The organism is Streptomyces sp. CC53, assembly GCF_001865245.1.
In the GTDB taxonomy this organism is placed as follows: Bacteria; Actinomycetota; Actinomycetes; order Streptomycetales; family Streptomycetaceae; genus Streptomyces.
Genome location: NZ_MKXB01000148.1, coordinates 38,544 through 64,371, shown reverse-complemented (window position 1 = coordinate 64,371; position 25,828 = coordinate 38,544). Strand labels below are relative to the sequence as shown.

Genomic DNA, 25,828 nt, shown 5'->3' with positions numbered 1-25,828 from the left:
GCGGGTGTCACAAGTTGGATGCACTGCGGGGACGGTCATGTACAGGACGACAGGGGGCCCTGAAGGGGCTCGTAGACTCGACGCCGTGGATACGACCCTTCACGACCCGCTCGTGGGCCAGCTGCTCGACGGCCGCTACCGAGTCGACGCGCGCATCGCCGTCGGGGGGATGGCCACGGTCTACCGGGGACTCGACACCCGGCTGGACCGGGCGGTCGCCCTGAAGGTCATGCACCCGTCGCTCGCGGCCGACGCGTCGTTCGTGGAGCGGTTCATCCGGGAGGCGAAGTCCGTCGCGCGGCTCTCCCACCCGAACGTCGTCGGGGTCTTCGACCAGGGCGCCGACGGACCGTACGTGTTCCTGGCGATGGAGTACGTCGCGGGCTGCACGCTCCGGGACGTGCTGCGCGAGCGCACCGCGCTGCCGCCGCGGGCGGCGCTGGACGTCGTGGAACCGGTGCTCGCCGCGCTCGGCGCCGCGCACCGCGCCGGCTTCGTCCACCGGGACATGAAGCCGGAGAACGTCCTCATAGGCGACGACGGGCGGGTCAAGGTCGCCGACTTCGGGCTCGTACGCGCCGTCGGCTCCGCCACCCAGACCACCGGCTCCCTGCTCGGCACGGCGTCCTACCTCGCGCCGGAGCAGATCGAGCACGGCACCGCCGACACCCGCACCGACGTGTACGCGTGCGGTGTCGTCCTGTACGAGATGCTGACCGGCGGCAAGCCGCACACCGGCGACACGCCCGCCCAGGTCCTCTTCGGTCACCTGAACGCGGACGTGCCGCCGCCCTCGGACGCCGTCCCCGGCCTCGCCGCCGAGCTGGACCGCGTCGTGGCCGCCGCCACCGCGCGGGACGCCGAGGGGCGGCCGCACGACGCCGTGGCGCTGCTCGCCCTCGTCCGCGAGGCGCGCGCCGCCCTCACGGACGACCAGCTGGACCTCGTACCCCCGTCGGCCACGGACCGCGCGCCGGTCGGTGAGGACGGCCCCGAGGCCGTGACCAGTGTCATCGCCCGTCCGCTGCCGGCCGCGGGCGGCAGCGGGGACGTCCGTCACACCAGCCGGCTGGACGTACCGCCGGACACCCGCCCGCAGCCCGCGCCCGTCCCGTCCCGGTCGGGTCCCCTGGCCCGGCGCGGCGTGCTCACGGCGGTCGCCGCCGTCCTGGTCGTCCTCGGTCTCGGCGCGGGCGTGTGGTACATCGGCGCCGGCCAGTTCACCCGCGTCCCTACCGGCGTCCTGGGCGCGACCCGCGCCGACGCCGAACGCAAGCTCACCGACGCCGGGCTCGCCGTGGGCTCCGTCCGCGAGGAGTTCAGCACCGCCTTCGAGCGGGGCACCGTGATGGCGACCGACCCGGCGGCCGGGGAGCGCATCCGGGACAACGGCGAGGTGGCCCTCGTCGTCTCCCGCGGTCCGGAGACCACGAAGGTCCCGGCGCTGGAGGGCAGGAAGCTCGGGGAGGCGAAGGACGCCCTGCGCGGCGCGGGACTCGCGGTGGGGGTCGTCACCGAGGAGTTCAGCGACACCGTCGGGAAGGGCGCCGTGATCAGCAGCGACCCGCCCGCCGGGACCGAGCGCCGGCCCGACGCCGCGGTGGCGCTGGTCGTCAGCAAGGGCAGCCCGGTCGAGGTTCCCGGGGTCGTCGGACAGCCGGCCGACGCCGCGCGCCGCACGCTCACCGACGCCGGACTGACGGTCGAGACCGCCCGGGAGCGCGTCCACTCCGCGCAGCCCGCGGGGTCCGTCGCCGCCCAGTCCCTCGCCGAGGGCGCGCGTGCCGCACAGGGCGACACCGTCACGCTCACGCTCTCCAAGGGGCCGCGCATGGTGCCGGTGCCCGACGTGACCGGCAAGAGCGTCGACGACGCGACCCGGGAGCTGGAGGCGGCCGGGTTCGCGGTGGAGGTCAGCAAGAGCTTCCCGTTCCTCAGCGACACCGTGGCCGGTCAGTCCGTCGCGGGCGGCGAGTCGGCGCCCGAGGGCAGCACCATCACCATCAAGACCAAGGGACTCTAGCGGCGCATGCGCACCACCCCTGTCGGCAGCCACGTGCCCGTGGCCGGCGGCCTCGCCAAGGTCGGGCTGGCGTACGCCCGTGACATCGGCGCCGAGGCGGTGCAGGTCTTCGTGGCCAACCCGCGGGGCTGGGCGACCCCGGTCGGCGACCCCGCCCAGGACGAGGTGTTCCGCGCGGAGTGCGCGGCCGCCGGCATCCCGGCGTACGTCCACGCGCCGTACCTGGTCAACTTCGGCTCACACACCACGGCGACCGTGGAGCGGTCCGTGGAGTCGCTGCGGCACTCGCTGCGCCGGGGCCGGCAGATCGGCGCGCTCGGCGTCGTCGTGCACACCGGCTCGGCCACCGGCGGCCGTCCGCGCGAGGTGGCGCTGGCGCAGGTGCGGGAGCACGTGCTGCCGCTGCTGGAGGAACTCACTCACGACGACGACCCCTATCTGCTGCTGGAGTCGACGGCCGGTCAGGGCGCGTCGGTCTGCTCGCTCGCGGAGGACTTCGGGCCCTACTTCGAGGCGCTCGACGCCCACCCGAAGCTGGGGGTCTGTCTGGACACCTGCCACGTCTTCGCGGCCGGTCACGACCTGGCCGCCCCGGGCGGGGTGACGGAGACGCTCGACGCGCTGGTGCGGGCGGTGGGGCCGGGCCGGCTGAAACTGGTGCACGCCAACGACTCGAAGGACGTGGCGGGCGCCCGCAAGGACCGGCACGCCAGCATCGGGGCCGGCCACATCGGCGAGGAACCGTTCCGGGCCCTGATGCGCCACCCCGCCGCCGAGGGCGTCCCCCTGGTCATCGAGACGCCCGGCGGCAAGGAGGGGCACGCGGCCGACGTGGCCCGCCTGAAGTCCCTGCGGGACGCCTGAGCCCACCCGTTGCGACCGGGGCCGCGGACCCGTCCGGCCCGGGAGCCCAGGGCCGGCCACGGGGCGGCATGGCCGTGCGACGCGGCGGAGGGGAAGGGCCGGCCTCACTCCCCCGCGCCCCCTCCCGCTCGGTCGGCGCGCTTCAGGGCCGGGGCCCGCCGCCCGTGCTCACAGCTCGGGGCCGTCGCCCGGCTCCTCCTGGTACGAGTAGCGCTGCTCCGCCCACGGGTCGCCGATGTTGTGGTAGCCGCGTTCTTCCCAGAAGCCGCGGCGGTCGGCGGTCATGTACTCCACGCCGCGCACCCACTTCGGGCCCTTCCAGGCGTACAGGTGCGGGACGATGAGCCGGACCGGGAAGCCGTGCTCGGCGGTGAGGAGCTCGCCGTCCTTGTGCGTGGCGAAAACCGCGCGGTCGGAGGCGAAGTCCGACAAGCGCATGTTGGCACTGAAGCCGTACTCCGCCCAGACCATCACATGGGTGGCATCGGGAGCGGGGGGCGCCAGCTCGACGAGGCGGCGGGCGAGGACTCCGCCCCATTCGGCGCCCAACATGCTGAACTTCGTCACGCAGTGCAGATCGGCCACGACCGTGGAGAACGGCAGGGCGGAGAACTCGGTGTGGTTCCAGCTGTGCTTGCCGCCGTCCGCCGTCGCTCCGAAGACCTGGAACTCCCAGCGTTCGGGCCGGAACTTCGGGACGGGCCCGTAGTGGGTGACCGGCCAGCCGCGCTGCAGCCGCTGCCCCGGTGGAAGCGCGGACTCCCCTGCTGCCCGGTGTTCCCCGCTCTCCGGCTGACCCATGTCTCCATGGTGACAGACGGCGAAGGATGGTCACGACCCGGGTCCGTGCGGCGCCGACCCTCGCACGCCCGAGCACCCCAATCGGTCAAATATCACTAAGCGTGCACTTACTGGACGAACTTCACACAGTGGTGCAAGGATGCGCGCGTCCGCCCCCTTCACACGCGTGGAAGGAGCCTCTGCGATGCAGGGCGACCCCGAGGTCATCGAGTTCCTGAACGAGCAGTTGACGGCCGAGCTGACGGCGATCAACCAGTACTTCCTGCACGCCAAGATGCAGGAGAACAACGGCTGGACGAAGCTCGCGAAATACACCCGGGCGGAGTCCTTCGACGAGATGAAGCACGCCGAGGTGCTCACCGACCGGATCCTCTTCCTCGACGCCCTGCCGAACTACCAGCGGCTGTTCCACGTCCGGATCGGGCAGACGGTCACCGAGATGTTCCAGGCCGACCGGCAGATCGAGGTGGAGGCCATCGACCGCCTGAAGCGGGGCATCGAGCTGATGCGCGCCAAGGGCGACATCACGTCGGCGAACATCTTCGAGTCGATCCTTGAGGACGAGGAGCACCACATCGACTACCTCGACACCCAGCTGGCACTGGTCGAGAAGCTCGGCGAGGCGCTCTACATCGCCCAGGTGATCGAGCAGCCGGAGAGCTAGGAGCGCCCTCGCCGCAGCGCCGTCCGCACTGCCCGGCGGGCGGGGCGGCGAGGGAGGTCTACGCCGCCGCGGGCTGGGGCAGGCGCTCGGCGGTGACGGGCTCGGGCGCCTCCCCGAGGGCCGCGAGGGCGGGCGCGCCCTGGTCCAGCAGGTCGCGGCGGGGACAGGCGCCGCGCCCGAGGATGGCCTGAATGCGTCGCACGCATGAACCGCAGTCCGTGCCGGCCTTGCAGGCGGACGCGATCTGACGAGGGGTGCAGGCGCCCGCGTCTGCGTGCTCCTTGACCTGCTTCTCCGTGATACCGAAGCACGAGCAGACGAACACGCGGGTCACCTCCCTGCAGAGCTGTACACCCCGCCTTGATCGGTGAGGCTAACCTAACCTTACCTACAGCAGAGGGCGGCGCAAAAGCCCTGGCGGTCGGCCGGTACGACAATGGGGCGCGGATCACACCGATCCGCGCCCCATGCACGTCAAGCCACTTTCAAGCCAAGATCACTGGTCGCGGTACATCTCCGCCACCAGGAACGCCAGGTCCAACGACTGGCTGCGGTTGAGACGCGGGTCGCAGGCCGTCTCGTACCGCTGGTGCAGGTCGTCGACGAAGATCTCGTCCCCGCCGCCCACGCACTCGGTGACGTCGTCACCGGTCAGCTCGACGTGGATGCCGCCCGGGTGGGTGCCCAGCGCCTTGTGGACCTCGAAGAAGCCCTTGACCTCGTCCAGGACGTCGTCGAAGCGGCGCGTCTTGTGGCCGGAGGCGGCCTCGAAGGTGTTGCCATGCATCGGGTCGGTCACCCAGGCGACCGTCGCGCCGGAGGCGGTGACCTTCTCCACGAGCTCCGGCAGCCGGTCGCGGACCTTGTCGGCGCCCATGCGGACGATGAAGGTCAGCCGGCCCGGCTCGCGCTCCGGGTCCAGGCGGTCGATGTAGGTGAGCGCCTCGTCGACCGTCGTGGTCGGGCCCAGCTTGATGCCGATGGGGTTGCGGACCTTCGAGGCGTACTCGATGTGCGCGTGGTCCAGCTGACGGGTGCGCTCGCCGATCCACAGCATGTGGCCCGAGGTGGCGTACAGGTCGCCGGTGCGGGAGTCGACACGGGTCAGCGCGGACTCGTAGTCGAGCAGCAGCGCCTCGTGGGAGGCGTAGAACTCGACCGTGCGGAACTCCGCCGGGTCCGTGCCGCACGCCTTCATGAAGTTCAGGGCGTTGTCGATCTCACGCGCGAGCTGCTCGTAGCGCTGACCGGACGGCGAGGACTTCACGAAGTCCTGGTTCCACGCGTGCACCTGCCGCAGGTCGGCGTAGCCGCCCGTGGTGAAGGCGCGCACCAGGTTGAGCGTCGAGGCCGACGCCTGGTACATGCGCTTCAGCCGCTGCGGGTCGGGGACACGAGCCGCCTCGGTGAAGGCGAAGCCGTTGACCGAGTCGCCGCGGTACGTCGGCAGGGTCACCCCGTCGCGGGTCTCGGTGGGCTTGGAGCGCGGCTTGGAGTACTGCCCCGCGATCCGCCCGACCTTCACGACGGGCACGGACGCGGCGTACGTCAGCACGGCGCCCATCTGAAGCAGCGTCTTCAGCTTGGCGCGGATGTCGTCCGCGCCGACGGCGTCGAAGGACTCGGCGCAGTCGCCGCCCTGGAGGAGGAACGCCTCACCCCTGGCGACGGCCCCCAGGCGGGCGCGCAGCTGGTCGCACTCGCCTGCGAAGACGAGCGGCGGATACGACTCGAGGTCCGCGATCACATCGCGCAGAGCCTCGGCATCCGGGTACTCGGGCTGCTGCGCCGCGGGCAGGTCTCGCCAGGTCGCCTTGGCGGCGACGGCGTGGGAATCAGCGTTCACGGTCACACCACCACATTACGGGGTCTCCGGGTGCATCCCCGTCCGTGACCAGAGGCTGAGACGGCGCGCGGATCGCCCCTGCGTCCGGCCGGCGCGGCCCGTACTGCTAGCGTGCGGCTTTTGCAAGAACTGAAGAGTAGTTCCAAGCAGGGGGTGGGGCGTGGCACGCAGGCACCGCAGGGATCTGAAGAGGAAACGATTGCTCTTCGGCACGGCGGCGGGCATCGTCGCCACGGCCGTGGTCGGCACGATCGCGGTGGCGTCACCGGGCTTCATGGACTCCCCGGACGGCGCGAGCGGCGGGAACGTCCCGCTGCAGAGGCAGTTCGCCGAGGCGGCGCGCGAGTTCGACGTGCCGCAGAGCGTGCTGATGGCCGTGTCGTACCGGCAGACCCGGTGGGAGTCGCACGACGGCGAGCCGAGCGTGACCGGTGCGTACAACGTCATGGGGCTGACGAAGGTCGACCCCGAGGACATCCGGCACGACGACGAGCACGACGACGAGGCCATCGCCCACTTCAACGGCAGCGGCAAGCAGGAGATCGAGAAGTCGTTCGACCCTGCCGTGGTCCGCCGGATCCTGGAGAAGGCGGAGGTCGACACCTCCGACCCCCGGCTGCACACCCTGGACGAGGCCGCCGAGCTGATCGACGCCCCCACCGAGGAGGTCCGGGAGGAGACCTCCCAGTCCATCCGGGCGGGCGCGGCGCTCCTCGCGGAGTACCAGAAGCAGGCCGGCGCCCCGCTATCCGACGAGCCGGGCGACTGGTACCCGGCCGTGGCGCGCTACAGCCAGTCACCCGACAAGAAGGGCGCGGACCTCTTCGCCAAGCGCGTCTTCGAGTCGATCAAGACGGGTGAGAAGGAGCTCACGCTGGACGGCGAGCGGGTCAGCCTGCCCGCCGACCCGTCGGTCGAGCCGGTGAAGCCGTCGAAGGTGCCGCTGGCCATGCGCCACGCCACCACGACGCAGACCCCGACCCCCGAGTGCCCCGCCGGCCTGAACTGCAACTTCGTGCCGTCCCGCACGTCGAGCACGGGCAAGCGCAACTACACCCTCGGCGACCGCCCCCAGCAGGGCGTGGACATCCGCCAGATCGTCATCCACGACACCGAGGGCGGCTACGACGGCTCGCTCGCGGCGCTCACCAACCCGGACGTGCCGGGCAGCGCCCACTACCTGATCCGCGCCTCGGACGGTCTGGTCACCCAGATGATCGAGAACAAGCACCTGGCGTGGCACGCGGGCAACTGGACCCACAACATGCACTCGATCGGCGTGGAGCACGAGGGCTACGCGATCAAGGAGGGCAAGTGGTACACCGAGTCCCAGTACCAGTCCTCCGCCGAACTCGTGAAGTTCCTGGCCGCCGAGTACGACGTGCCGCTTGACCGTGAGCACATCATCGGCCACGACGAGGTGGCACTCCAGACGGACAAGGGCGTCAGCAAGCTCCACTGGGACGCCGGGCCGTACTGGGACTGGAACCACTACATGAAGCTGCTGGGCGCCCCGCAGGGCGACCAGGGCTCGGGCGGCCTGCTCAAGGCCGGCCAGGTGGTCCGCGTGGTGCCGCCCTTCACCACGGCGAACCAGCCGAAGCTGACCGTCGGCGGGAACGCCGTCGCACCGCGCCCGTCGAACTTCGGCTACCTCTACACGTCACCCTCGACCAGCGCGAGCACCCTGAAGGACCCGTACTTCACCTCGCTGTGGACGGAGGGCTCGAACTACGGGAACAAGGTCCGCGCCGGCGGCAGGTACGTGGTCGCCGAGGCCCGCAAGGACTGGACGGCGATCTGGTACGCGGGCCAGAAGGCCTGGTTCCACAACCCGGGCGGGCAGTACACCGTGCCGGTGGCCGGCGCCACAGCCGTGAAGCTGAGGTCGGGCCTGGCCTCGGCCAAGGTCTTCGGCCGCTCCTTCCCCGAGACCGCCGCCTACACCGCGGCCGGGCTGGACGCCCCGGGTGACGAGAACGACCCGCTGTCGAAGTTCACCTTCGCCTCCGGCCAGTCGTATGCGAAGGCCGGCCCCGCGGTGAAGGGCGACGACTGGTTCGGCTCCGCCCAGAAGAACGTCATCGGCAGCACGACGTTCGTGCCGATCCGCTTCCACCACAAGATCACCTGGGTGAAGCAGAGCGACATCGTGGAGGTTCCCTCCGTCGCCCCCGTCAGCACCGAGGGCCGCTACAACATGGTCGCCCGCGACTCCTCCGGTGTGCTGTGGCAGTACCAGGGCACGGGAGACGCCGCGGCGCCCCTGCTCAGTCGCTACCGGGTCGGCAGCGGCTGGAAGGGCTACGACGTGACGCCGCTGTCCGTGCTGCGGGCGGACGGCACCGGCGACCTGGTGGCCCGTGACAGCGCCGGCACGCTCTGGATCTACTGGGGCACCGGCAACCCGGACGCACCCTTCCGCTCGCGCGTCTCGATCGGCAGCGGCTGGCAGACCTGGACCCTGCTCACCGGGGCCCGGGACCTCACGGGCGACGGCCACCCCGACATCATCGCCCGCGCCTCCGACGGCAGCCTGTGGCTGTACAAGGCGACCGGGGACCGGACGACGCCGTTCACCCGGGGCACGAAGATCGGCAGCGGCTGGCAGGGCTACACCGCGCTCTTCCCCGTCGGCGACCTGTCCGGTGACGGCATTCCAGACATGCTCGCCCGCTCGGCCGACGGCAGCCTGCTGATCTACCCGGGCAGCGGCAGCGCGACGACGCCGCTCACCAAGGGCAGGAAGATCGGCAGCGGCTGGCAGGGGTTCACCTCGCTGGTCGGGCCGAGCGACCTCACCGGCGACGGCAGGCCCGACGTGGTCGCCCGCGACGCGAACGGCGGCATGTGGCTCTACCCGGGCACCGGCGACGCGACCACGCCCCTCACCAACGGCACGAAGTTCGCCGACGGCTGGAACCTGTACGACCTGGTCATCTGATCCGGCCCGGTCAGCGACCGCGCCTGGCGCTCCAGGCACCGCCCGCCCGCGGCACGGCGGCCGTCCCGGTATCCGGGACGCGCCCCGCGCCGCGGGCGGGTGCGTTACGATCCCCCCGTGTTCGCGCAGACGACCCAGAACTGGTGGTGGACCGCTCATCCGGCGGCCCACTGATCGCGCGTACCCACTGACATCGCGAAGGCCGCCCGAGGGGCGGCCTTCCTGCTGTGCGCGGGCCGTTCCTCCCCACTCGGAAGGAACACCACGGATGCACCTCAGCGATCTGCTCGACCCGCGCTCGCCGCGGGGGCGGCAGCCCTTCGCCCTGCTGCGCCGCCGCACCCCCGGCCGGGACCACGACACGGTCGAGGTCCTCACCGGACCCGTCCGGGAGGTGGAGCACCTGGCCGACCTCCCCGCCGGCGGTGCCGCCGGACGCCCGGCGCTCGCCCTCGTACCGTTCCGGCAGCTCCGCGAACGCGGTTTCGACGTGCGGGACGACGGCACCCCGCTGTCCGTGCTGGTCGCGGAGGAGATGTGCGAGCTGCCGCTCGCCGACGTCCTCGACCAGCTTCCCCCGCACGACGTGCAGGTGGAGGGCGGCGGCTTCGACGTGCCGGACGAGGAGTACGCCCGGGTAGTGCGGCGGGTCGTCGAGGACGAGATCGGGCACGGCGAGGGCGCCAACTTCGTGATCCGCCGGACCTACGGCGGCCGGATCCCCGGCTTCGGGCGGGCCGACGCGCTGGCGCTGTTCCGGCGGCTGCTGGCCGGGGAGCGGGGCGCGTACTGGACGTTCGTCGTGCACACCGGCGACCGCACCCTCGTCGGGGCCAGCCCCGAGGTGCACGTGCGGATGTCCGGCGGCACCGTCGTCATGAACCCGATCAGCGGTACGTACCGCTACCCGGCGGGAGGCCCGACGGTCGAGGGCCTGCTGGACTTCCTCGCCGACCGCAAGGAGACCGACGAGTTGTCCATGGTCGTCGACGAGGAACTGAAGATGATGTGCACCGTCGGCGACCGGGGCGGGGTGGTCGTCGGGCCGCGGCTGCGGGAGATGGCCCACCTGGCGCACACCGAGTACGAGCTGCGCGGCCGGTCCACGCTGGACGTGCGGGAGGTGCTGCGCGAGACGATGTTCGCCGCGACGGTGACCGGCTCCCCCGTCGAGAACGCGTGCCGGGTCATCGGCCGCCACGAGCGCGGCGGCCGCGGCTACTACGCGGGCGCGCTGGCCCTCCTGGGCACCGGCGACGGCGGTGCCCAGACCCTGGACTCCCCCATCCTCATCCGCACCGCCGACATCGGCGCCGACGGGTCCCTGCGGGTGCCGGTCGGAGCGACGCTGGTGCGGCACTCCGACCCCGGGAGCGAGGTGGCCGAGACCCACGCCAAGGCGGCGGGCGTGCTCGCGGCGCTCGGCGTGCGGCCGGGCCCGCCTGCGGCCCGGGCCGGGTCCGGAGGGGCCCGGCTGGCGGACGACCCGCGGGTGCGGGCGGCGCTGGACGCGCGGCGGGCGGACCTGGCGCCGTTCTGGCTGCGGATGCAGGAGCCGGGCACGGGGCTGCGCGGGCAGGCCCTGGTCGTGGACTGTGAGGACACCTTCACCTCGATGCTGGCGCACGTGCTGCGCGCGGCGGGCCTGGAGGTGGCGGTGCGGCGGTACGACGAGCCTGGGCTGCGGGAGGCGGTGGCGGCGCACAACGGGCCCGTCGTGCTCGGGCCGGGGCCCGGGGACCCCGGGGACCTGGCGTCGGCCCGGATGCGGTTCCTGCGCGGGCTGACCGCCGAGGTGCTGGCCGGCCACCGCCACGGGGTGCTGGGGGTGTGCCTGGGGCACGAGCTGATCGCGGCGGAGCTGGGCCTGCCCATCGTCCGCCGGGAGGTCCCCTGCCAGGGCGCGCAGACGGCCGTGGACCTGTTCGGCCGCACCGAGACCGTCGGTTTCTACAACAGCTTCGTGGCGCGCTGCGACGACGCGGCGGCCCGGGGACTCACCGCGCGCGGGGTGGAGGTCAGCCGGGACGCCGCGACCGGCGACGTGCACGCGCTGCGCGGGGCGGGCTTCGCGTCCGTGCAGTTCCACCCCGAGTCGGTGCTGACGCTGGACGGTGCCGCGCTCGTGCGGGAGTTGCTGGCGGGGACGGCCGCTCAGGCCCCGGCGGGCACGAGCACGTTGCCGCTGCGGCGGCCCTCCGCGTAGTCCGTGACGTTCTGCACCGTCGTGGCGATGATCTCGGTCAGCGCCTCGACGGTGTAGTACGCCTGGTGCGAGGTGACCAGCACGTGCGGGAAGGTCATCAGCCGTGCCAGCGTGTCGTCGTCGACGCCCTGCAGGGACCGGTCCTGGTAGAACAGGCCGGCCTCCGCCTCGTAGACGTCGAGCCCGACGCCGCGGAACCTCCCGGCGCGCAGCTCGGCGACGAGCGCGTCGGTGTCGACGAGGCCGCCGCGGCTGGAGTTCACGAGGATGGCGTCGTCCTTCATGGACCGCAGCGCGTCGGCGCCCACGAGGTGGTGCGTCTCGGGCAGCAGGGGCACGTGCAGGCTGACGAGGTCCGCCTCGCGGAACAGCTCCTCCTTCTCCACGTACGCCATGCCCAGCTCCAGGCAGTCGGGATCGGGGGCGATGTCCCAGCCGAGCAGCCGCATCCCGAAGCCGTGGGCGATCCGGGCGAACGCGGTGCCGATCCTGCCGGTGCCGAGCACCCCGACGGTGCGGCCGCGCATGTCCCGGCCGAGCAGGCCGTCGAGCCGGAAGTCGAAGTCGCGGGTGCGGGTGGCGGCCCGTACGATCCGGCGGTTCACCGCCATCGCGAGCGCCCAGGCGAACTCGGCGACGGAGTACGGCGAGTAGGACCGCACCCGGGCCACGGTGAGACCGAGGTCGCGGGCCACGTCGAGGTCGATGTTGTTGAAGCCGGTCGACCGCTGCGCGACCAGTCGCGTGCCGCCCGCGGCGAGGGCCCGCAGGACGGGGGCGCTCAGGTCGGCGTTGACGCTGGTGGACACGGCTTCGCGGCCGGCCGCGATGGGGGCGGTGTCCGCGGTGAGGAACACGTCGAGGCAGTGCACGGAATGCCGTCCCGCGAACACCCCTTCGAGCAGCGGCTTCTCATCGGCCTGCACACCGAACGCGAGCACGTCCACGGGGGCTCCTCCTGAGGGCCGGGCCTGCGCGATACACCGACGCGCCCGACTATAGGTCTCCGGCGCGCTCCCCGCCCGGGACCGAAGGTCCCCCGCCGCCCGGCCGCCGGGGCCCCGTCCTGCCCGGTGCCCCGCGCCGCCCCCGCCGGCGGACCACCGCGGGTGCGGGCAGCCGCTACACGTCGTCCAGTCCGCGTTCGATCGCGTAGCGGACCAGCTCCACGCGGTTGTGGAGCTGGAGCTTGCCGAGCGTGTTCTGCACGTGGTTCTGGACCGTGCGGTGCGAGATGACCAGGCGCTCCGCGATCTGCTTGTAGCTGAGGCCCTTGGCGACCAGCCGCAGCACCTCGGTCTCCCGCTCGGTGAGGTGCGGGGCCTTCGGCTGGTCGGGGGTCGGGGCGGGCTCCGAGGCCAGCCGGCGGTACTCGCCGAGGACCAGACCGGCCAGCCCCGGCGTGAAGACGGGGTCGCCCACGGCGGTGCGCCGCACCGCGTCCTGCAGCTCCTGGGTGCTCGCGGACTTCAGCAGGTACCCGGTCGCCCCTGACTTGACCGCCTCCAGCACGTCCGCGTGCTCCCCGCTCGCGGACAGCACGAGGACCCGCGGCCCGGAGCCGGGACCGACGAGTTCCTTGCACACCTGGACGCCCGGCTTGGCCGGCAGGTTCAGGTCGAGGACCAGCACGTCGGGGGAGGCCGCGCGGGCCCGCCGCACGGCCTGCTCGCCGTCGCCGGCCGTGGCGACCACGTCGAATCCGGCCTCGGCCAGGTCGCGCGCCACGGCGTCCCGCCACATGGGGTGGTCGTCGACCACCATCACCTTGATCGGCTGTTCGGTCACTGCTGCGCCGCCTTCCCCCGTGGGACCTTCAACTCCACCTCCGTGCCCTGCCCGGGCACCGAGATCCACTCGGCCGTGCCGCCCAGGTCGCGGAGGCGTCCGCGGATGGACTGGGCGACGCCGAGGCGTCCTTCGCTCTCCGCCTGCGCGAGGCGGCCCTCGGGGATGCCCGGCCCGTCGTCCCGCACGGTCACCGTCACCTCGTCGGTCCAGTCCTCGACCAGGATCCACGCCCTGGCGTCCGCCCCCGCGTGCCTGCGGACGTTGTCCAGGGCGGCGCCGACGGCGGCCTCCACCTCCCGAGCCGCCCGGCCGGGCAGCAGGACCGGTGCGCCCGGCTCGGCGAAGGTCACGCGGGAGCCCGCGTGGGCGGTGAGCAGGGTGCGCAGGTCCAGTTCGGCCGCGTCGTCCGCCTCCCGGGCCGCCGCGTCCCGCCGGGGGGCGGGCACCCCCGCGGGCGGGGCCGGCGACGGGCGGTCCAGGCCGCCGGCCACCAGGGCGCGCAGGGCCACCTCCTGCTCGCCCGCCATGCGCCCGAGCTCGGCCGCCTCCCCGCCCAGGGCGGTGCCCCGGCGCTGCACCATGGCCAGCACCTGGAGGACCGAGTCGTGGATGTCCCGGGCCAGCCGCTCCCGCTCGCGGGTCGCCGCCTCGATCTCCAGGGCCCGGGCCAGGGTGCGCTCGGAGGCCCGGGCGACCTCCACGACGTAGCCGATGGCGATGGAGGCGACCCACACGAGCAGGACGTTGTGGACGGTGTCCGCGGTGGGCGCGCCGCGCGCGATCAGGTTGGCGACGGCGACCAGGGAGGAGGCGAAGCCCGCCCAGCGCCAGCCGCCCCTGATCGCGTACGCGAGGACCGCGCCGGCCGTCCAGATGCTCGGCAGCGTGGGCCGGTCCTCCAGCTGCGCGTGGGCGTCGGCGAGCGGGGTGAGGAGGATGCCGGTGAGGGCGATCGCCAGGTCGGCGACGAGGAACCGCTTCGTGCACCGGGCGGCGCTCGACACGCAGGGCAGGGTGGCCAGGGTCCAGACAGCCAGCACCGCGAGGAAGGCGTAGGCGAGCCACGGCCGTTCGAGCTGGTCCCGGCCGAGGACGTGGATGAGGACCGCGTACCCCGTGGTGAGGACGCGGTAGCCGGTCAGCGCGCGCCACAGCGGCTGCTCCACCGACATGCGCACGACATGCTCGCGCCTGGCCATCAGCCCCCCACTCCGTCCTGCGGACGCGGACCCGGTCAGGCGCCGGAGGGCGTGTCGCCGACGCCCTTGGCCGTGCGCCCCTTCGCGGCTTCCTTGGCGGCCTTCTGCGCCTCCGTGATCTGCCGCTTCGCGACCGTCGCGTAGATGTCGACGTACTCCTGCCCGGACAGCTTCATGATCTCGTACATGACCTCGTCGGTGACCGAGCGCAGGATGAAGCGGTCGCCGTCCATGCCCTGGTAGCGGCTGAAGTCGAGGGGCTTGCCGATCCGGATGCCGGGGCGCATCAGCTTGGGGACGACCTTGCCGGGCGGCTGGATCTTCTCGGTGTCGATCATGGCGATCGGGATGACGGGCGCGCCGGTGGCCAGCGCCACGCGGGCGAGACCGCCGGGCTTCCCCCGGTAGAGGCGGCCGTCCGGTGAGCGGGTGCCCTCGGGGTAGATGCCGAACAGTTCGCCCCGCTCGACGACCTCGATGCCGCTGCGGACGGCCGCCTCCCCGGCGCCGCGGGCACCGGACCGGTCCACCGGCAGCTGGCCGACGCCCTTGAAGAAGGCGGCGGTGAGCCTGCCCTTCACCCCGGGCGTCGTGAAGTACTCGGCCTTGGCGATGAAGGTCACCTTGCGGTCGAGGACCGCGGGCAGGAAGAAGGAGTCGGAGAACGAGAGGTGGTTGCTCGCGAGGATCGCCGGACCCTCGGCAGGGATGTTCTCCAGGCCCTCCACCCAGGGTCTGAAGGCGAGCTTCAGCGGCCCCCCGATGGAGAACTTCATGGCGCCGTAGATCAACTGGGGTCCCTCTTCGTCCTCTGGTCCGTCGATCAGACCATAACCCCTCCGGTGGCCCCCGCCCGCCGGGGCGGGGCGACGGACCTGGTCGGTGTCAGCGCGGTCGCGTACGGTGAACCACACAGTTCCCGTTTCCCGTAGTCCCCGGACAGCCCCGGACGTTCCCCGTCCACCGACCGTCCATCGACCCCGACAGGAGACCCCCGTGCCGCTCCTCCCCGGAGCCGAGCCGTACCGCCACGAGGGCGGAGACGTCGGCGTGCTCCTCTGCCACGGCTTCACCGGTTCGCCGCAGTCGCTGCGCCCCTGGGCCGAGTACCTCGCGGAGCGCGGTCTGACCGTGTCGCTGCCCCTCCTGCCCGGGCACGGCACGCGCTGGCAGGACATGCAGGTCACCAGCTGGCAGGACTGGTACGCCGAGGTGGACCGCGAGCTGCGCGTGCTGCTGGAGCGGTGCAGCCGGGTGTTCGTCTTCGGCCTCTCCATGGGCGGGGCGCTCACCCTGCGGCTGGCGGCCAGGCACGGCGACGCGGTCTCCGGCATCGCGGTGGTCAACCCGGGCAACAAGGTGCACGGCGTGATGGCGCACGCGCTGCCGGTGGTGCGGCACTTCGTGGCGTCCACCGAGGGGATCGCCAGCGACATCGCGAAGGAGGGCGTGCAGGAGGTCGGCTACGACCGGGTGCCGCTGCACGCCGCGCACTCGCTGCGGCAGTTCTTCCGGCTGGTCGACGGCGAGCTGCCGCAGGTGACGCAGCCGGTGCTGCTGCTGCACAGCCCCCAGGACCACGTCGTGCCGCCCGCCGACTCGGCCCGCATCCTCAGCCGCATCTCGTCGACGGATGTCACGGAGATCCTCCTGGAGCGCAGCTACCACGTGGCGACCCTCGACCACGACGCCGAGCGGATCTTCGAGGAGAGCCACGCCTTCATCGAGCGCCTCTGCGCGGGCGCGAACCGCGAGGGGAACGAGAGCGTTGTCTGAGCAGCACGGCGCGGACCGCGACGAGGACCGCGGGGAGGACCGCGTGGAGGGCGGCGAGACCACCCCCGCCGTGGGCGGTTCCCAGCCCCGGGGCGGGGCGCAGCCGGAGAGCGGTGCCCGGGCCGAGGGCGGGCCCCCGAGCGAGGGTGAGGACCGCTCCGCCGCGGAGTCAGCCGGGCTGTCCGCCGCGAAGCCCGCGGGCAAGCCCCCGGGGAAGGCGGGCGAGGGCTCCGGAGGTTCGCCGTTGGACGAGGACGCCGCCTGGGCCGCGATCGTGGCGGCTTACGGGCAGGAGCCGCCGGACCCGCCGGGCGCCCGGCCGTTCCGCTCGGTGGAGGACCTGGCGCTGCTGGAGGACGACGACCCGGAGGGCCGTGACGGCGACCGGCACGGCGGCGGGGACGGCGGCGCACCGGGCGGCGGGAAGCCCGCACCGGGCAGTTCGGTCGTGTTCGCACCGGGCGTGGGCCCCGCGGGACCGCGCGACTACGAGCTGGCGGAGGAGCGGGAGGAGGACGGCCCCGGCCCGGGCGGCGAGGGCGACGAGGGCCACTTCGTGCCGCCGGAGCCGCCGCCGCTGCCGGAGGCGGACGCCACCACCAAGTTCGGCTGGCTGGGCGTGGTGGGCGGTCCGGTGCTCATGCTGCTCGCGGTGCTGCTCCAGTGGGAGATGACGTGGTGGCTGACCACGCTGTGCGTGGTCGGCTTCCTGGGCGGCTTCGCGACCCTGGTGGCCCGGATGAAGCACGGCGACGACGACGAGTACGACGACCCGGGGCGCGGCGCGGTCGTGTAGCGGTTCAGGGCGCCGCGGGGACGCGGAGGGCGGCCAGTACGGGCAGGTGGTCGGTGGCGGCCGCCAGGTCCGTGCCGGTGACGCCCGGCAGGCCCGCGGGCACGCCGCAGCCGAGCACCTCGACGCCCTTGGTGGCGTAGAGCGCGTCGATCCGCCGGTCGGGGGCGTGCGCGGGCCAGGTGTGCTCGCCTCCCCAGGGCCGTACGGCCCGGCAGTCCTGGAGTTCGCCGGCCAGCCGCCGGAAGGCGGGACCGCCGGGCCGCTCGTTGATGTCGCCGCCCACGACGGCGTGCGGCACGTCGAGTGCGGCCAGCCGGTCGAGCAGCAGACCGGCCTGGGCGTACCGCTCGTCGCGGCGCAGGCTCAGGTGGCAGGAGACCAGGCCCAGCCGGGCGCCTCCGATCCGGACTACGGCGGTGGCGAGGCCGCGGCGGTGCAGGCCCGGGGTGAGGGGCAGCAGCACGTCCTCGGCCCGTTCGACGGTGACGCGCAGCGAGCACAGCAGCAGCGGCCCGGCCGCGGTGGCGCCGCCGCCCAGCACGAGCAGCCCGCTCTTGGCGGCGAGCCGGGCGGCGTGCTTGCGCCAGCGGAAGAAGCGGGGCGCCTCCTGGACGAAGACCACGTCCGGTGCGCAGGCGCGGATGACCCGGGCGAGGGCGTCCTCGTCGTCGTGCAGGGACCGGACGTTGTAGCCGAGGACGCGGATCACGGCCGAACCGTCGGGTTCGGTGCGGGAGTCGGGCAGCGGGGGGAGCGGCGACGCCATGCCGGGCACGATACGGCAGCGCCCGCCGCGTCCCGTGGGGGCGCGGCGGGCGCGGAGCAGCGTGTCCTCAGCCCTGGCGGGCCAGGTCCGCGGCGCCGACGAGGCCGGCCTTGCCGCCGAGCTGGGCCGCGAGCACCTGGGCCTGCGGACGGTAGTTGCCCCCCACGAGCCAGCGGCGGAACGACTTGCGGATGGGGTCGAGGACGAGTTCGCCCTCGTCGGAGACGCCGCCGCCGACGATGAACGCGGACGGGTCGAACAGGGAGGCGAGGTCCGCGAGGCCGGCGCCCGCCCAGCGGGCCAGCTCGCGGAACGAGTCGACGGCCACCGGGTCGCCCTGGCGGGCGGCGTCGCTGATGTGCTTGCCCTGGATGCCTTCGGGGGTGCCGTCGCCGAGGCCGAGCAGGATGGCGGCGTTCTCGGGGGTGGCGTTGGCGCGCTGCCTGGCGTACCGGACGAGGGCGCGCCCGGAGGCGTACTGCTCCCAGCAGCCCTGGCTGCCGCAACCGCACAGCAGGCCGTCGGGGACGACGCGGATGTGGCCGAACTCCGCGGCGACGCCGAAGCGGCCGCGGCGCAGCTTGTTGCCGATGATGATGCCGCCGCCGAGGCCGGTGCCGAGCGTGATGCAGATGACGTCGTCGTGGCCCTGGCCGGCGCCGAAGCGGTATTCGCCCCACGCGGCGGCGTTGGCGTCGTTCTCGACGACGACGGGCAGGCCGGTGCGCTGCTCGACCTTGTCCTTGAGCGGCTCGTGCCGCCAGTGGATGTTGGGTGCGAAGAGGACGGTGGCGCGCTTGTCGTCGACGTAGCCGGCCGCGCCGATGCCGACGGCTTCGACGTCGTGGCCCCTGCCCGCCTCGGAGACGGCCGTGCAGATCGCGTCGACGATGCCCTCGGACGTCGGCGGGGTGGGCACCCGGTGGATGTCGAGAATGGTGCCCTCTTCGTCGACCACGCCGGCCGCGATCTTCGTACCGCCGATGTCGACGCCGATGGTGAGTCCCATGTGTCCCTCAGTATTCGGTCGAGCCCCGCTATGCCCAACCGTACCGGAGGGCGGGCGCAGCCCTGTTCCCCGCGGGTTCAGTCGAGGTCGATCCGTTCGTTGCCGGAGGGGGCTTCGCCGTTCCCGTCGTCCTTGCCCCCTGGGGTGGTGCCCGAGGCCCCGGGGGCGCCCGCGGGGCCTGTGGCTCCGGTGGTGCCGTGGGTCCAGCGGTGCTCGTGGCCCTGCACCGCGGAGCGGTAGGCCGCGAGCAGTTCGCTGCCGGCGGCCGCCAGGTGGTCGAAGACCTGCGGGTTCCGCTCGATGACGGGCTCGACGGCGGACTTCGCCTGGTCCACGAAGTGCCGTACGGCGCCCTGGGCCCCCTCGCCGAGCAGCGGGCCGCCCAGGGAGGCCACCTTGCCGGCGACGGCGTCGACGAGCCTGCGCAGTTCCTCGGCCGCGGTGCCGGGCGGCGGCGTCCCGTTCTCCCGGCGCCGGGCGCGCTCGGCGGCCAGGTCCTCGGCGCAGGCCCGCGCCCAGGCGTCCGCGTCGGGCTGCGCGTCGGGGCCGGGGCGGTCGGTCGTGGGGTCGCTCATGCCCTCGACGGTACCCGAACGGCGGGGCGCCGTTCAGGGGGTGCGGGGCCACAGCCCCGGGTCCGGCGTGAAGCGGACGCTCAGGACGCCGTCGCGCAGGGCGGCGCCGGAGACGGTGCAGCGGCGCAGCGCGGACGGCAGCGGGGCGATGTGCCGGAACCGGCCGACGGTGAGGACGAGTTCGTCGCCGCGGCGGACCAGCCCCAGGTCGCTCCTGGCGGCGCCGGGGAGCGGAATGCGCCACACGAGGACGCCGTCGTCGGCCCGCCGGTCCTCGACGGTCCACTCGGCGCGGGGGGCGGCCGCCGGACCCGGGAGGTGCCCGAGCGCGGCGAGCTCGTCAGGGGTGCGCGGGTCGTGCCCGGTGTGGGGCACCTCGTGCAGCGCGTCGTGGGTGTCGCGCAGCTCCTGGAGGTGGGCCTGCTGGCGGGCGGCGAGGGCGGCGAGCCACGGGTCGGCGGAGGCGGTGGGCAGGACGCGGTTGGCGACGACCGCGTCGAGGCGCAACCGGTGCAGGGCGAGTCCGGCGGAGGCCGCGCGCAGGGCCGCGGCGGCGGCGGGCCCGGGTTCGACGACGAGCCGCACGCCCGTGCCGGGGGCGTCGACGAGCTGCTGCACGGTGGCGAGGTCGGCGTCCCAGCGGGCGGCGGTGCGGTAGAGCCACTCGGCGGGCATGGGCACGCCGGCGAGCTGCGCCAGCATGGGGCGCAGCGCCCGGGCGGCCTGGCGCTCGGCCGGCAGGAGCCGGCGCAGGTAGCGGCGCAGCTGTCCGGGCAGCGCGAGCAGGGCCACGGCGTCGTGGAGGGGCGGGAGGTCGACGACGGCGAGGTCCGCGTCGGCGTCGGCCGCCTCGCGCAGGGCCTTGAGGAAGGCGTACCGGTCGCTGCCGGGGAGTTCGGTGAGCTCCTCGCCGTCGAGTCGGGCGGCGCCGAGCAGGTCGAGGGCGGGGGCGGCGTGCTCCTGGAGGGCGAGGAGTTCGGCGCGGAAGTGAGCGCCGGGGTCGACGCGGCGGACGTCGAGCCCGTGCTGCTGCGGCAGCCAGTCGATCGGGTCGCCGCACACGAGCAGGACCTTGTGGCCCCGGCGGGCGGCGGCGAGGGCGGTGGCGGCGGCGTGCGTGGTGCGGCCGGCGCCGCCGGTCCCGGTGACGAGGAGCATGCGCATGACGGCACGCTACCGGCCGTCCGGCGCCCGCCGGTCCGGGCCCTTTCCCCCTCCGACCGGACCCGCGGTGTCCGGCCGGGGGTGTGGTGTCCGGCCGGTCGGGCCTGCGGCGTCCGGCCGGGGGTGTGTGCCGTGCCGGGCCACGGCGCCGTCGGCCACAGGGCGCGGCGCCCGGCCCGGCGGGACCGGGCGAGGAGACCGTCGTCGAGGCGCGGGGGCGGGCCACCGACGGGGCCCGAGGCCGTCCGGAGCTGAGCCCCGGCCGCGGCCCGGCGGCGGAGCCCCGCCCGGCCGGGCGCGTGCCGGGGCGGACGGGCCACCGCGGCCGGCCTTCCCCGTCGCCTTCACCGAGCCCGCGGGCTTCGCCGCTGGGGCCGACCGCGCTCGACGACATCGCCGAGGCGCCCGTGCGGGTCCGCCGCGTACCGATGGCGGAGGCCGGCGAGGGAGGGTGGGCGGGGTCCGCCTCGGTGGGCGGGGTGGGCGCTACGGGTGGGACTCGACGCGCTTCTTCAGGCCCGCCAGCGCCCGGTCGATGATGACCTTCTCCGCCTTGCGCTTGATCATGCCGAGCATCGGGATCTTGACGTCGACCGTCAGCTGGTACGTGACCTCGGTGCGGGCGCCGCCGTCCAGCGGGGCCAGCCGGTAGGAGCCGTCGAGGCCGCGCAGCATCTGCGACTTGACCAGCGTCCAGCTCACCTCGCGGTCCCCGCTCCACGTGTAGGCCAGCGTGTGGTCGTCGCGGATGGCCCCCGCGTCCAGCACCAGGCGCACCTGTTCGGCGCGGCCGCCGCCGTCCTGGGACAGGACCTCGGCCTCCTGCACCTCACCCGTCCACTCCGGGTAGCGCGCGAAGTCGGCGATCACGCCCATGACGTCGGCCGGTGCGGCCTCGATCGTGATGCTTGAGCTGGTGTGTTCGGCCATCGCTGTGGCTCCTCCGGGGGCTCGGTACGTGGGGGAAGGCTACCGCGTGGCCCTGCGTCACCACTCCAGGGCCCAGGGCGTCCCGGAGGAGGCGAAGTGGCCCACGTTCACGCACTCCGTCGCCCCCACCCGCATGCGCCGCACCAGCGGCTGGTGGACGTGGCCGAAGAGCGCGTAGCGAGGCCGCACGCGGTGGATGGCGTCGAGCAGGGCACCGCTGCCCCGTTCGAAGCGGCGGGCCACCGTGTCGTAGGTGAGTTCCGGGACGTCCGGCGGGATGTGCGAGCACAGGATGTCGACCTCGCCCAGGGCCTCCACCTTCGCCGCGTACTCCTCCTCGGGGATCTCGTACGGGGTGCGCATCGGGGAGGGGAGGCCGCCGCCGACGAAGCCGAGGACGAGGCCGCCGATCTCCACCCGCTCGCCGTCGAGGACCGTCGTCCCCTCCTGTGTGTACTCGGGCCACAGCGCCGGTATGTCCACGTTCCCGTAGGTGGCGTACGTGGGGGTGGGGAAGGCGGCGAAGAGTTCGGCGTACTGGGCGCGGACGGCCGACTCGATGGCCGTGGCCCGTTCGACGCCCCGCTCGGCCAGCTCGGCCCACAGCCCGCGGGCGAAGGCGCGGGCCTCCTCGAAGCGGCGGGCGGTGCGGAGCTCGACGATCCGGTCGGCGTTCGCCTCGCCGAAGAGCTGGGGGAAGATGCCGCGGGAGTGGTCGGCGTAGTCGAGGAAGAGGACGAGGTCGCCGAGGCAGACCAGGGCGTCGGCGCCGTCCCCCGCCTTGGCCAGGTCCCGGGCGTTGCCGTGCACGTCACTGACCACATGAAGTCGCATGCCGCCTCACCTTACGGGTGCGCGCGCACGGCCGGACCTGCGGTTACTTTTCCGTTGTGACCGGTGTGGACTACTGTGCGCGCAGTACGACCACCACGTGTGACGCACGGAACATCTGGCCAGGACCCCCTATCGGGAACCGCCTACTGCTGGGTAACGTCCGGGCAGTCCAGTCGTGCTCACCCCCACTGAGCGCGGCCTGTCAAGGACCGCAAACCGGCGCACTCACACAGAGCCGTGGCGTCGGCGCCCGATGAGGAGCAGCAGTCTTGCGCGAGTTCAGCCTTCCGGCCCTGTACGAGGTCCCCGCGGACGGCAACCTGACGGATCTCATCCGCCGGAACGCCGCGCAGCACCCAGATGTCGCCGTGATGGCCCGCAAGGAGGACGCGGCGGGCGGGTCGTGGACGGACGTCACCGCCGCCCGCTTCCTGGAGGAGGTGCGGGCCGCCGCGAAGGGCCTCATCGCCCGGGGCGTCCGGCCGGGCGACCGCGTGGCCCTGATCTCCCGCACCCGCTACGAGTGGGTGCAGCTCGACTTCGCGATCTGGAGCGCGGGCGCGGTCACCGTGCCGGTGTACGAGACGAGCTCGCCCGAGCAGATCCAGTGGATCCTCGGCGACTCCGGCGCCGTCGCGGCGATCGTGGAGGGCGACGCGCACGCCAAGGCGGTGGCCTCCGTGCAGGCGGAGCTGCCGGAGCTGAAGCACGTGTGGGTCATCGAGGGCGACGCCGTGGCGGAGCTGACCGCGGCCGGCGCGGAGGTCTCCGACGAGGCCGTGGACGCGGCCGGGTCCACCGCGAAGGCGGACGACCTGGCCACCATCGTCTACACGTCGGGCACGACGGGCCGCCCCAAGGGCTGCATGCTCACCCACCGCAGCTTCTTCGCGGAGTGCGGCAACGTCGTGGAGCGGCTGAAGCCGCTGTTCCGGACGGGCGAGTCGTCCGTGCTGCTCTTCCTGCCCGCGGCCCACGTCTTCGGGCGGATGGTCGAGGTCGCGTCGGTGCTGGCGCCGATCAGGCTCGGCTGCGTCCCGGACATCAAGAACCTCACCGACGACCTGGCGTCGTTCCGCCCCACGCTGATCCTGGGCGTGCCGCGGGTCTTCGAGAAGGTGTACAACTCGGCGCGGGCCAAGGCCCAGGCCGACGGCAAGGGCCGGATCTTCGACCGGGCCGCGCAGACGGCGATCGACTACAGCCGTGCCAAGAGCCGGCCGGGCGGCCCCTCGCTGGGCCTGCGGCTGAAGCACAAGCTCTTCGACGTGCTGGTCTACGGCAAGCTGCGCGCCGTGCTCGGCGGCCGCTGCCAGTACGCGATCTCCGGCGGCGCCCCGCTGGGCGAGCGGCTCGGCCACTTCTACAGCGGCATCGGTTTCACGGTCCTGGAGGGCTACGGCCTCACGGAGTCCTGTGCGGCGACCGCCTTCAACCCGTGGGACCGGCAGAAGATCGGCACGGTCGGACAGCCGCTGCCGGGCTCGAAGGTGCGCATCGACGACGACGGCGAGGTGCTGCTGCACGGTGAGCACATCTTCACGGGCTACTGGAAGAACGAGGCCGCGACGGCCGAGGCGCTGACGGACGGCTGGTTCCACACCGGTGACATCGGCACGCTGGACGAGGACGGCTACCTGGCCATCACCGGCCGGAAGAAGGAGATCCTGGTCACGGCGGGCGGCAAGAACGTCGCCCCGGCGGTGATCGAGGACCGGATCCGCGGTCACGCCCTGGTCGCGGAGTGCATGGTGGTGGGCGACGGGCGGCCGTTCGTCGGCGCGCTGGTCACGCTGGACGAGGAGTTCCTGGGCCGCTGGGCCGCCGACCGCGGCAAGCCGGCCGGGTCGACGGCGGCGTCGCTGCGGGACGACCCCGAGCTGCTGGCCGAGGTGCAGAAGGCCGTGGACGACGGCAACGCCGCCGTGTCGAAGGCGGAGTCGGTACGGAAGTTCCGTATCCTGCCCGCCCAGTTCACGGAGGAGGCCGGGCACATCACGCCGTCGCTGAAGCTGAAGCGCAACGTGGTGGCGAAGGACTTCGCCGACGAGATCGAGGCGATCTACCGCTCGTAGCGCCCCGCCCCCGCCCCCCCCTCGCGGCGGGGCGGGCCGCAGCGCGACGGCGTCCCCACCGCGCAGACGGGTCCGCACCGGGGGGCGAGCCCGTACCGCGGAGGCAGCGTCCCCGCCACGAGGCAGCGCCCGCACCACGGAGGCGAGTCCGCACCGCCGGGGCAGCGTCCCCGCCGCGGAGACGGCCGCACGGCGGGCCGCCGCCTCGGCGCAGTCCGCGCCCCGCCCGCCACGTGGGCACCGGCGGGGCGCCGCACCCCGTGCCGGGCGGGCCGGAACGCGGGCGCCGGGCACGCCCGTTGCCCTACAACAGGTCCTTCAGGCGGTCCGCCAGCAGGTCCCAGCGCCAGCGCTCCTCCACCCAGGCCCGGCCCCGCTCGCCCATGCGGCGGCACAGAGCGGGGTCCTTCAGCAGCGGGACGATCCGCGCCGCGGCCTCCTCGGGAGAACCGCCGCGGACCACCCAGCCCGTCTCGCCCTCCACGACCGTGTCGGGGGCTCCGCCCGAGTCACCGGCGACGACGGGCAGGCCGGTCGCGGACGCCTCCAGGTAGACGATGCCGAGCCCCTCGACGTCCAGCCCGCCGCGCCGGGTGCGGCACGGCATGGCGAAGACGTCCCCCGCCCCGTAGTGCGCGGGCAGCTCCTCCCACGGCACGGCACCGGTGAACCGCACCGAACCGGCCACTCCGGTCTCGTCGGCGAGGCGGCGCAGCGTCTTCGCGTACGGGCCGCCGCCCACGATCAGCAGGACGGCGTCCGGCACCTGCGCGAGGATGCGGGGCATGGCGGCGATCAGAGTGTCCTGGCCCTTGCGCGGCACCAGCCGGGACACGCAGACGACGACGGGGCGGTCGGTGAGTCCGAGGCGGGCGCGCACGTCGGCTCCGCCCGAGTCGGGGTGGAAGCTCTTCTCGTCGACGCCCGGCGGCAGTTGGACCATGCGCGCGGCCGCCTGCGGGCTCAGGGCCGGGGCGATCCGGGAGCGGGTGTACTCACCGAGGTAGGTGATCGTGTCCGTGGCCTCCCCGATGCGGTGCAGCAACTGCCGCGAGCCGGGGAGCTGCGCCCAGCCCGCCTCGTGGCCGTGGGTGGTGGCGACGATCCTGCGGGCCCCGGCCCGGCGCAGCGCGGGCGCCATCAGCCCGAGCGGCGCGGCCGCCCCGAACCACACGGAGGAGCAGCCGTGCTCCCGCAGCAGGGACACCGCGCGGGCGGTGGCCCGGGGCGTCGGCAGCAGCATGGTCGTGCGGTCGCGCACGACCGGGAAGGGCTGCTGCGCGTCGAACGCGGCCGTGGCCCGGACGCCCTCCGCGTCCCGCTTCCACGTGGAGGCGTAGACGACGACCTGTTCGGGATCCAGCCGCAGCGCCATGTTGTGCAGGAATGCCTGGATCCCGCCGGGCCTCGGCGGGAAGTCGTTGGTTACGATCAGCGTCTTGTGCATCGTGGCCGAAACAGTACCGAAGGACCGCACGGCCCGGCACACCGCTCGCGCACCGCGGCGCCCCGCAAGGCACCCTGAGACCGCCGATCAGCACGAACCGAACCCGGACGAGGTACCG

The 25,828-nt window shown here is 73.6% G+C and carries 23 protein-coding genes; 9 read left to right on the top strand and 14 right to left on the bottom strand.

What is annotated here, in order from left to right; translation table 11 throughout:
* The first annotated feature begins 85 nt into the window (after nt 1–85).
* The gene (pknB, locus tag BJP40_RS16040) at nt 86–2,023 is read left to right on the top strand and encodes a Stk1 family PASTA domain-containing Ser/Thr kinase (RefSeq protein ID WP_177204396.1); all 1,938 of its coding nucleotides are present in this window, start codon (nt 86–88) and stop codon (nt 2,021–2,023) included.
* A 6-nt stretch (nt 2,024–2,029) separates the two neighbouring features.
* Nucleotides 2,030–2,887: a deoxyribonuclease IV gene (locus BJP40_RS16035; RefSeq protein WP_071280953.1), complete on the top strand. Its 858-nt coding sequence runs from the start codon at nt 2,030–2,032 to the stop codon at nt 2,885–2,887.
* A gap of 168 nt (nt 2,888–3,055) precedes the next feature.
* Here the strand turns inward: BJP40_RS16035 and BJP40_RS16030 are convergent, their stop codons facing one another.
* The gene (locus tag BJP40_RS16030) at nt 3,056–3,688 is read right to left on the bottom strand and encodes a sulfite oxidase-like oxidoreductase (protein WP_071274168.1); all 633 of its coding nucleotides are present in this window, start codon (nt 3,686–3,688) and stop codon (nt 3,056–3,058) included.
* A 184-nt stretch (nt 3,689–3,872) separates the two neighbouring features.
* Here BJP40_RS16030 and bfr point away from each other — a divergent pair, with 184 nt between their 5' ends.
* Nucleotides 3,873–4,352, top strand: coding sequence for a bacterioferritin (gene bfr / locus BJP40_RS16025; protein WP_071274165.1), 480 nt, complete (start codon nt 3,873–3,875; stop codon nt 4,350–4,352).
* 58 nt (nt 4,353–4,410) lie between these two features.
* Here the strand turns inward: bfr and BJP40_RS16020 are convergent, their stop codons facing one another.
* Together BJP40_RS16020 and BJP40_RS16015 are read right to left on the bottom strand one after the other, a co-directional pair.
* Nucleotides 4,411–4,686 (bottom strand): bacterioferritin-associated ferredoxin, encoded by a 276-nt coding sequence (locus tag BJP40_RS16020; protein WP_079171215.1) that lies wholly within the window; start codon nt 4,684–4,686, stop codon nt 4,411–4,413.
* 162 nt (nt 4,687–4,848) lie between these two features.
* Nucleotides 4,849–6,204, bottom strand: a complete 1,356-nt coding sequence (locus BJP40_RS16015; RefSeq protein ID WP_071280951.1) for a class II 3-deoxy-7-phosphoheptulonate synthase — start codon at nt 6,202–6,204, stop codon at nt 4,849–4,851.
* Nucleotides 6,205–6,358: 154 nt separating this feature from the next.
* Between BJP40_RS16015 and BJP40_RS16010 the strand changes: the two genes are divergently transcribed.
* From BJP40_RS16010 to BJP40_RS16005, 3 genes are all read left to right on the top strand, one after another.
* Nucleotides 6,359–9,142 carry an N-acetylmuramoyl-L-alanine amidase gene (locus BJP40_RS16010; protein WP_071280950.1) on the top strand — a complete coding sequence of 928 codons (2,784 nt, stop codon included), beginning with the start codon at nt 6,359–6,361 and terminating at the stop codon, nt 9,140–9,142.
* Nucleotides 9,143–9,241: 99 nt separating this feature from the next.
* Complete coding sequence (locus BJP40_RS36330) at nt 9,242–9,316, top strand: trp operon leader peptide (RefSeq protein WP_107408116.1); 75 nt, start codon at nt 9,242–9,244, stop codon at nt 9,314–9,316.
* Between the two features lie 94 nt (nt 9,317–9,410).
* Nucleotides 9,411–11,348: an anthranilate synthase family protein gene (locus BJP40_RS16005; protein ID WP_071280949.1), complete on the top strand. Its 1,938-nt coding sequence runs from the start codon at nt 9,411–9,413 to the stop codon at nt 11,346–11,348.
* On the opposite strand, the gene BJP40_RS16000 is transcribed toward BJP40_RS16005, so the two are convergent.
* The 4 genes from BJP40_RS16000 to BJP40_RS15985 all read right to left on the bottom strand — a co-directional run bounded on the left by BJP40_RS16000 (nt 11,297) and on the right by BJP40_RS15985 (nt 15,114).
* Nucleotides 11,297–12,295, bottom strand: coding sequence for a 2-hydroxyacid dehydrogenase (locus BJP40_RS16000; protein ID WP_071280948.1), 999 nt, complete (start codon nt 12,293–12,295; stop codon nt 11,297–11,299). The two genes, BJP40_RS16005 and BJP40_RS16000, sit on opposite strands and share 52 nt — an antisense overlap.
* Nucleotides 12,296–12,470: 175 nt before the next feature.
* On the bottom strand, nt 12,471–13,112 hold the full coding sequence (locus tag BJP40_RS15995; RefSeq protein WP_071274183.1) for a response regulator transcription factor: 642 nt from the start codon (nt 13,110–13,112) through the stop codon (nt 12,471–12,473).
* Nucleotides 13,113–13,132: 20 nt separating this feature from the next.
* Nucleotides 13,133–14,338 carry a MacS family sensor histidine kinase gene (macS, locus tag BJP40_RS15990; RefSeq protein WP_071280947.1) on the bottom strand — a complete coding sequence of 402 codons (1,206 nt, stop codon included), beginning with the start codon at nt 14,336–14,338 and terminating at the stop codon, nt 13,133–13,135.
* Nucleotides 14,339–14,373: 35 nt separating this feature from the next.
* Nucleotides 14,374–15,114, bottom strand: a complete 741-nt coding sequence (locus BJP40_RS15985) for a 1-acyl-sn-glycerol-3-phosphate acyltransferase (protein WP_071274180.1) — start codon at nt 15,112–15,114, stop codon at nt 14,374–14,376.
* 220 nt (nt 15,115–15,334) lie between these two features.
* Between BJP40_RS15985 and BJP40_RS15980 the strand changes: the two genes are divergently transcribed.
* Nucleotides 15,335–16,114 carry a carboxylesterase gene (locus BJP40_RS15980; protein ID WP_071274147.1) on the top strand — a complete coding sequence of 260 codons (780 nt, stop codon included), beginning with the start codon at nt 15,335–15,337 and terminating at the stop codon, nt 16,112–16,114.
* 70 nt (nt 16,115–16,184) lie between these two features.
* Nucleotides 16,185–16,910 (top strand): hypothetical protein, encoded by a 726-nt coding sequence (locus BJP40_RS15975; RefSeq protein WP_371258644.1) that lies wholly within the window; start codon nt 16,185–16,187, stop codon nt 16,908–16,910.
* 4 nt (nt 16,911–16,914) lie between these two features.
* On the opposite strand, the gene BJP40_RS15970 is transcribed toward BJP40_RS15975, so the two are convergent.
* The 6 genes from BJP40_RS15970 to BJP40_RS15945 all read right to left on the bottom strand — a co-directional run bounded on the left by BJP40_RS15970 (nt 16,915) and on the right by BJP40_RS15945 (nt 22,188).
* A complete protein-coding gene (locus BJP40_RS15970) occupies nt 16,915–17,676 on the bottom strand; it encodes an endonuclease/exonuclease/phosphatase family protein (protein WP_071280946.1) in 762 nt (253 codons plus the stop codon).
* A gap of 67 nt (nt 17,677–17,743) precedes the next feature.
* Entirely contained in the window at nt 17,744–18,685 is a 942-nt protein-coding gene (locus BJP40_RS15965; RefSeq protein ID WP_071280945.1) for an ROK family glucokinase, read from the bottom strand.
* A gap of 77 nt (nt 18,686–18,762) precedes the next feature.
* Nucleotides 18,763–19,260 carry a DUF5304 domain-containing protein gene (locus tag BJP40_RS15960; RefSeq protein WP_071280944.1) on the bottom strand — a complete coding sequence of 166 codons (498 nt, stop codon included), beginning with the start codon at nt 19,258–19,260 and terminating at the stop codon, nt 18,763–18,765.
* 33 nt (nt 19,261–19,293) lie between these two features.
* On the bottom strand, nt 19,294–20,424 hold the full coding sequence (locus BJP40_RS15955) for an ArsA-related P-loop ATPase (RefSeq protein WP_071280943.1): 1,131 nt from the start codon (nt 20,422–20,424) through the stop codon (nt 19,294–19,296).
* Nucleotides 20,425–20,910: 486 nt separating this feature from the next.
* Nucleotides 20,911–21,354, bottom strand: a complete 444-nt coding sequence (locus BJP40_RS15950; protein WP_071267440.1) for an SRPBCC family protein — start codon at nt 21,352–21,354, stop codon at nt 20,911–20,913.
* Nucleotides 21,355–21,411: 57 nt separating this feature from the next.
* Entirely contained in the window at nt 21,412–22,188 is a 777-nt protein-coding gene (locus tag BJP40_RS15945; RefSeq protein WP_079171214.1) for a metallophosphoesterase, read from the bottom strand.
* 269 nt (nt 22,189–22,457) lie between these two features.
* Here BJP40_RS15945 and BJP40_RS15940 point away from each other — a divergent pair, with 269 nt between their 5' ends.
* Nucleotides 22,458–24,263, top strand: coding sequence for a long-chain fatty acid--CoA ligase (locus BJP40_RS15940; protein WP_071280941.1), 1,806 nt, complete (start codon nt 22,458–22,460; stop codon nt 24,261–24,263).
* A 304-nt stretch (nt 24,264–24,567) separates the two neighbouring features.
* Here BJP40_RS15940 and BJP40_RS15935 read toward each other — a convergent pair whose 3' ends face one another.
* The gene (locus tag BJP40_RS15935) at nt 24,568–25,710 is read right to left on the bottom strand and encodes a glycosyltransferase family 4 protein (RefSeq protein ID WP_071280940.1); all 1,143 of its coding nucleotides are present in this window, start codon (nt 25,708–25,710) and stop codon (nt 24,568–24,570) included.
* Nucleotides 25,711–25,828 lie beyond the last annotated feature (118 nt).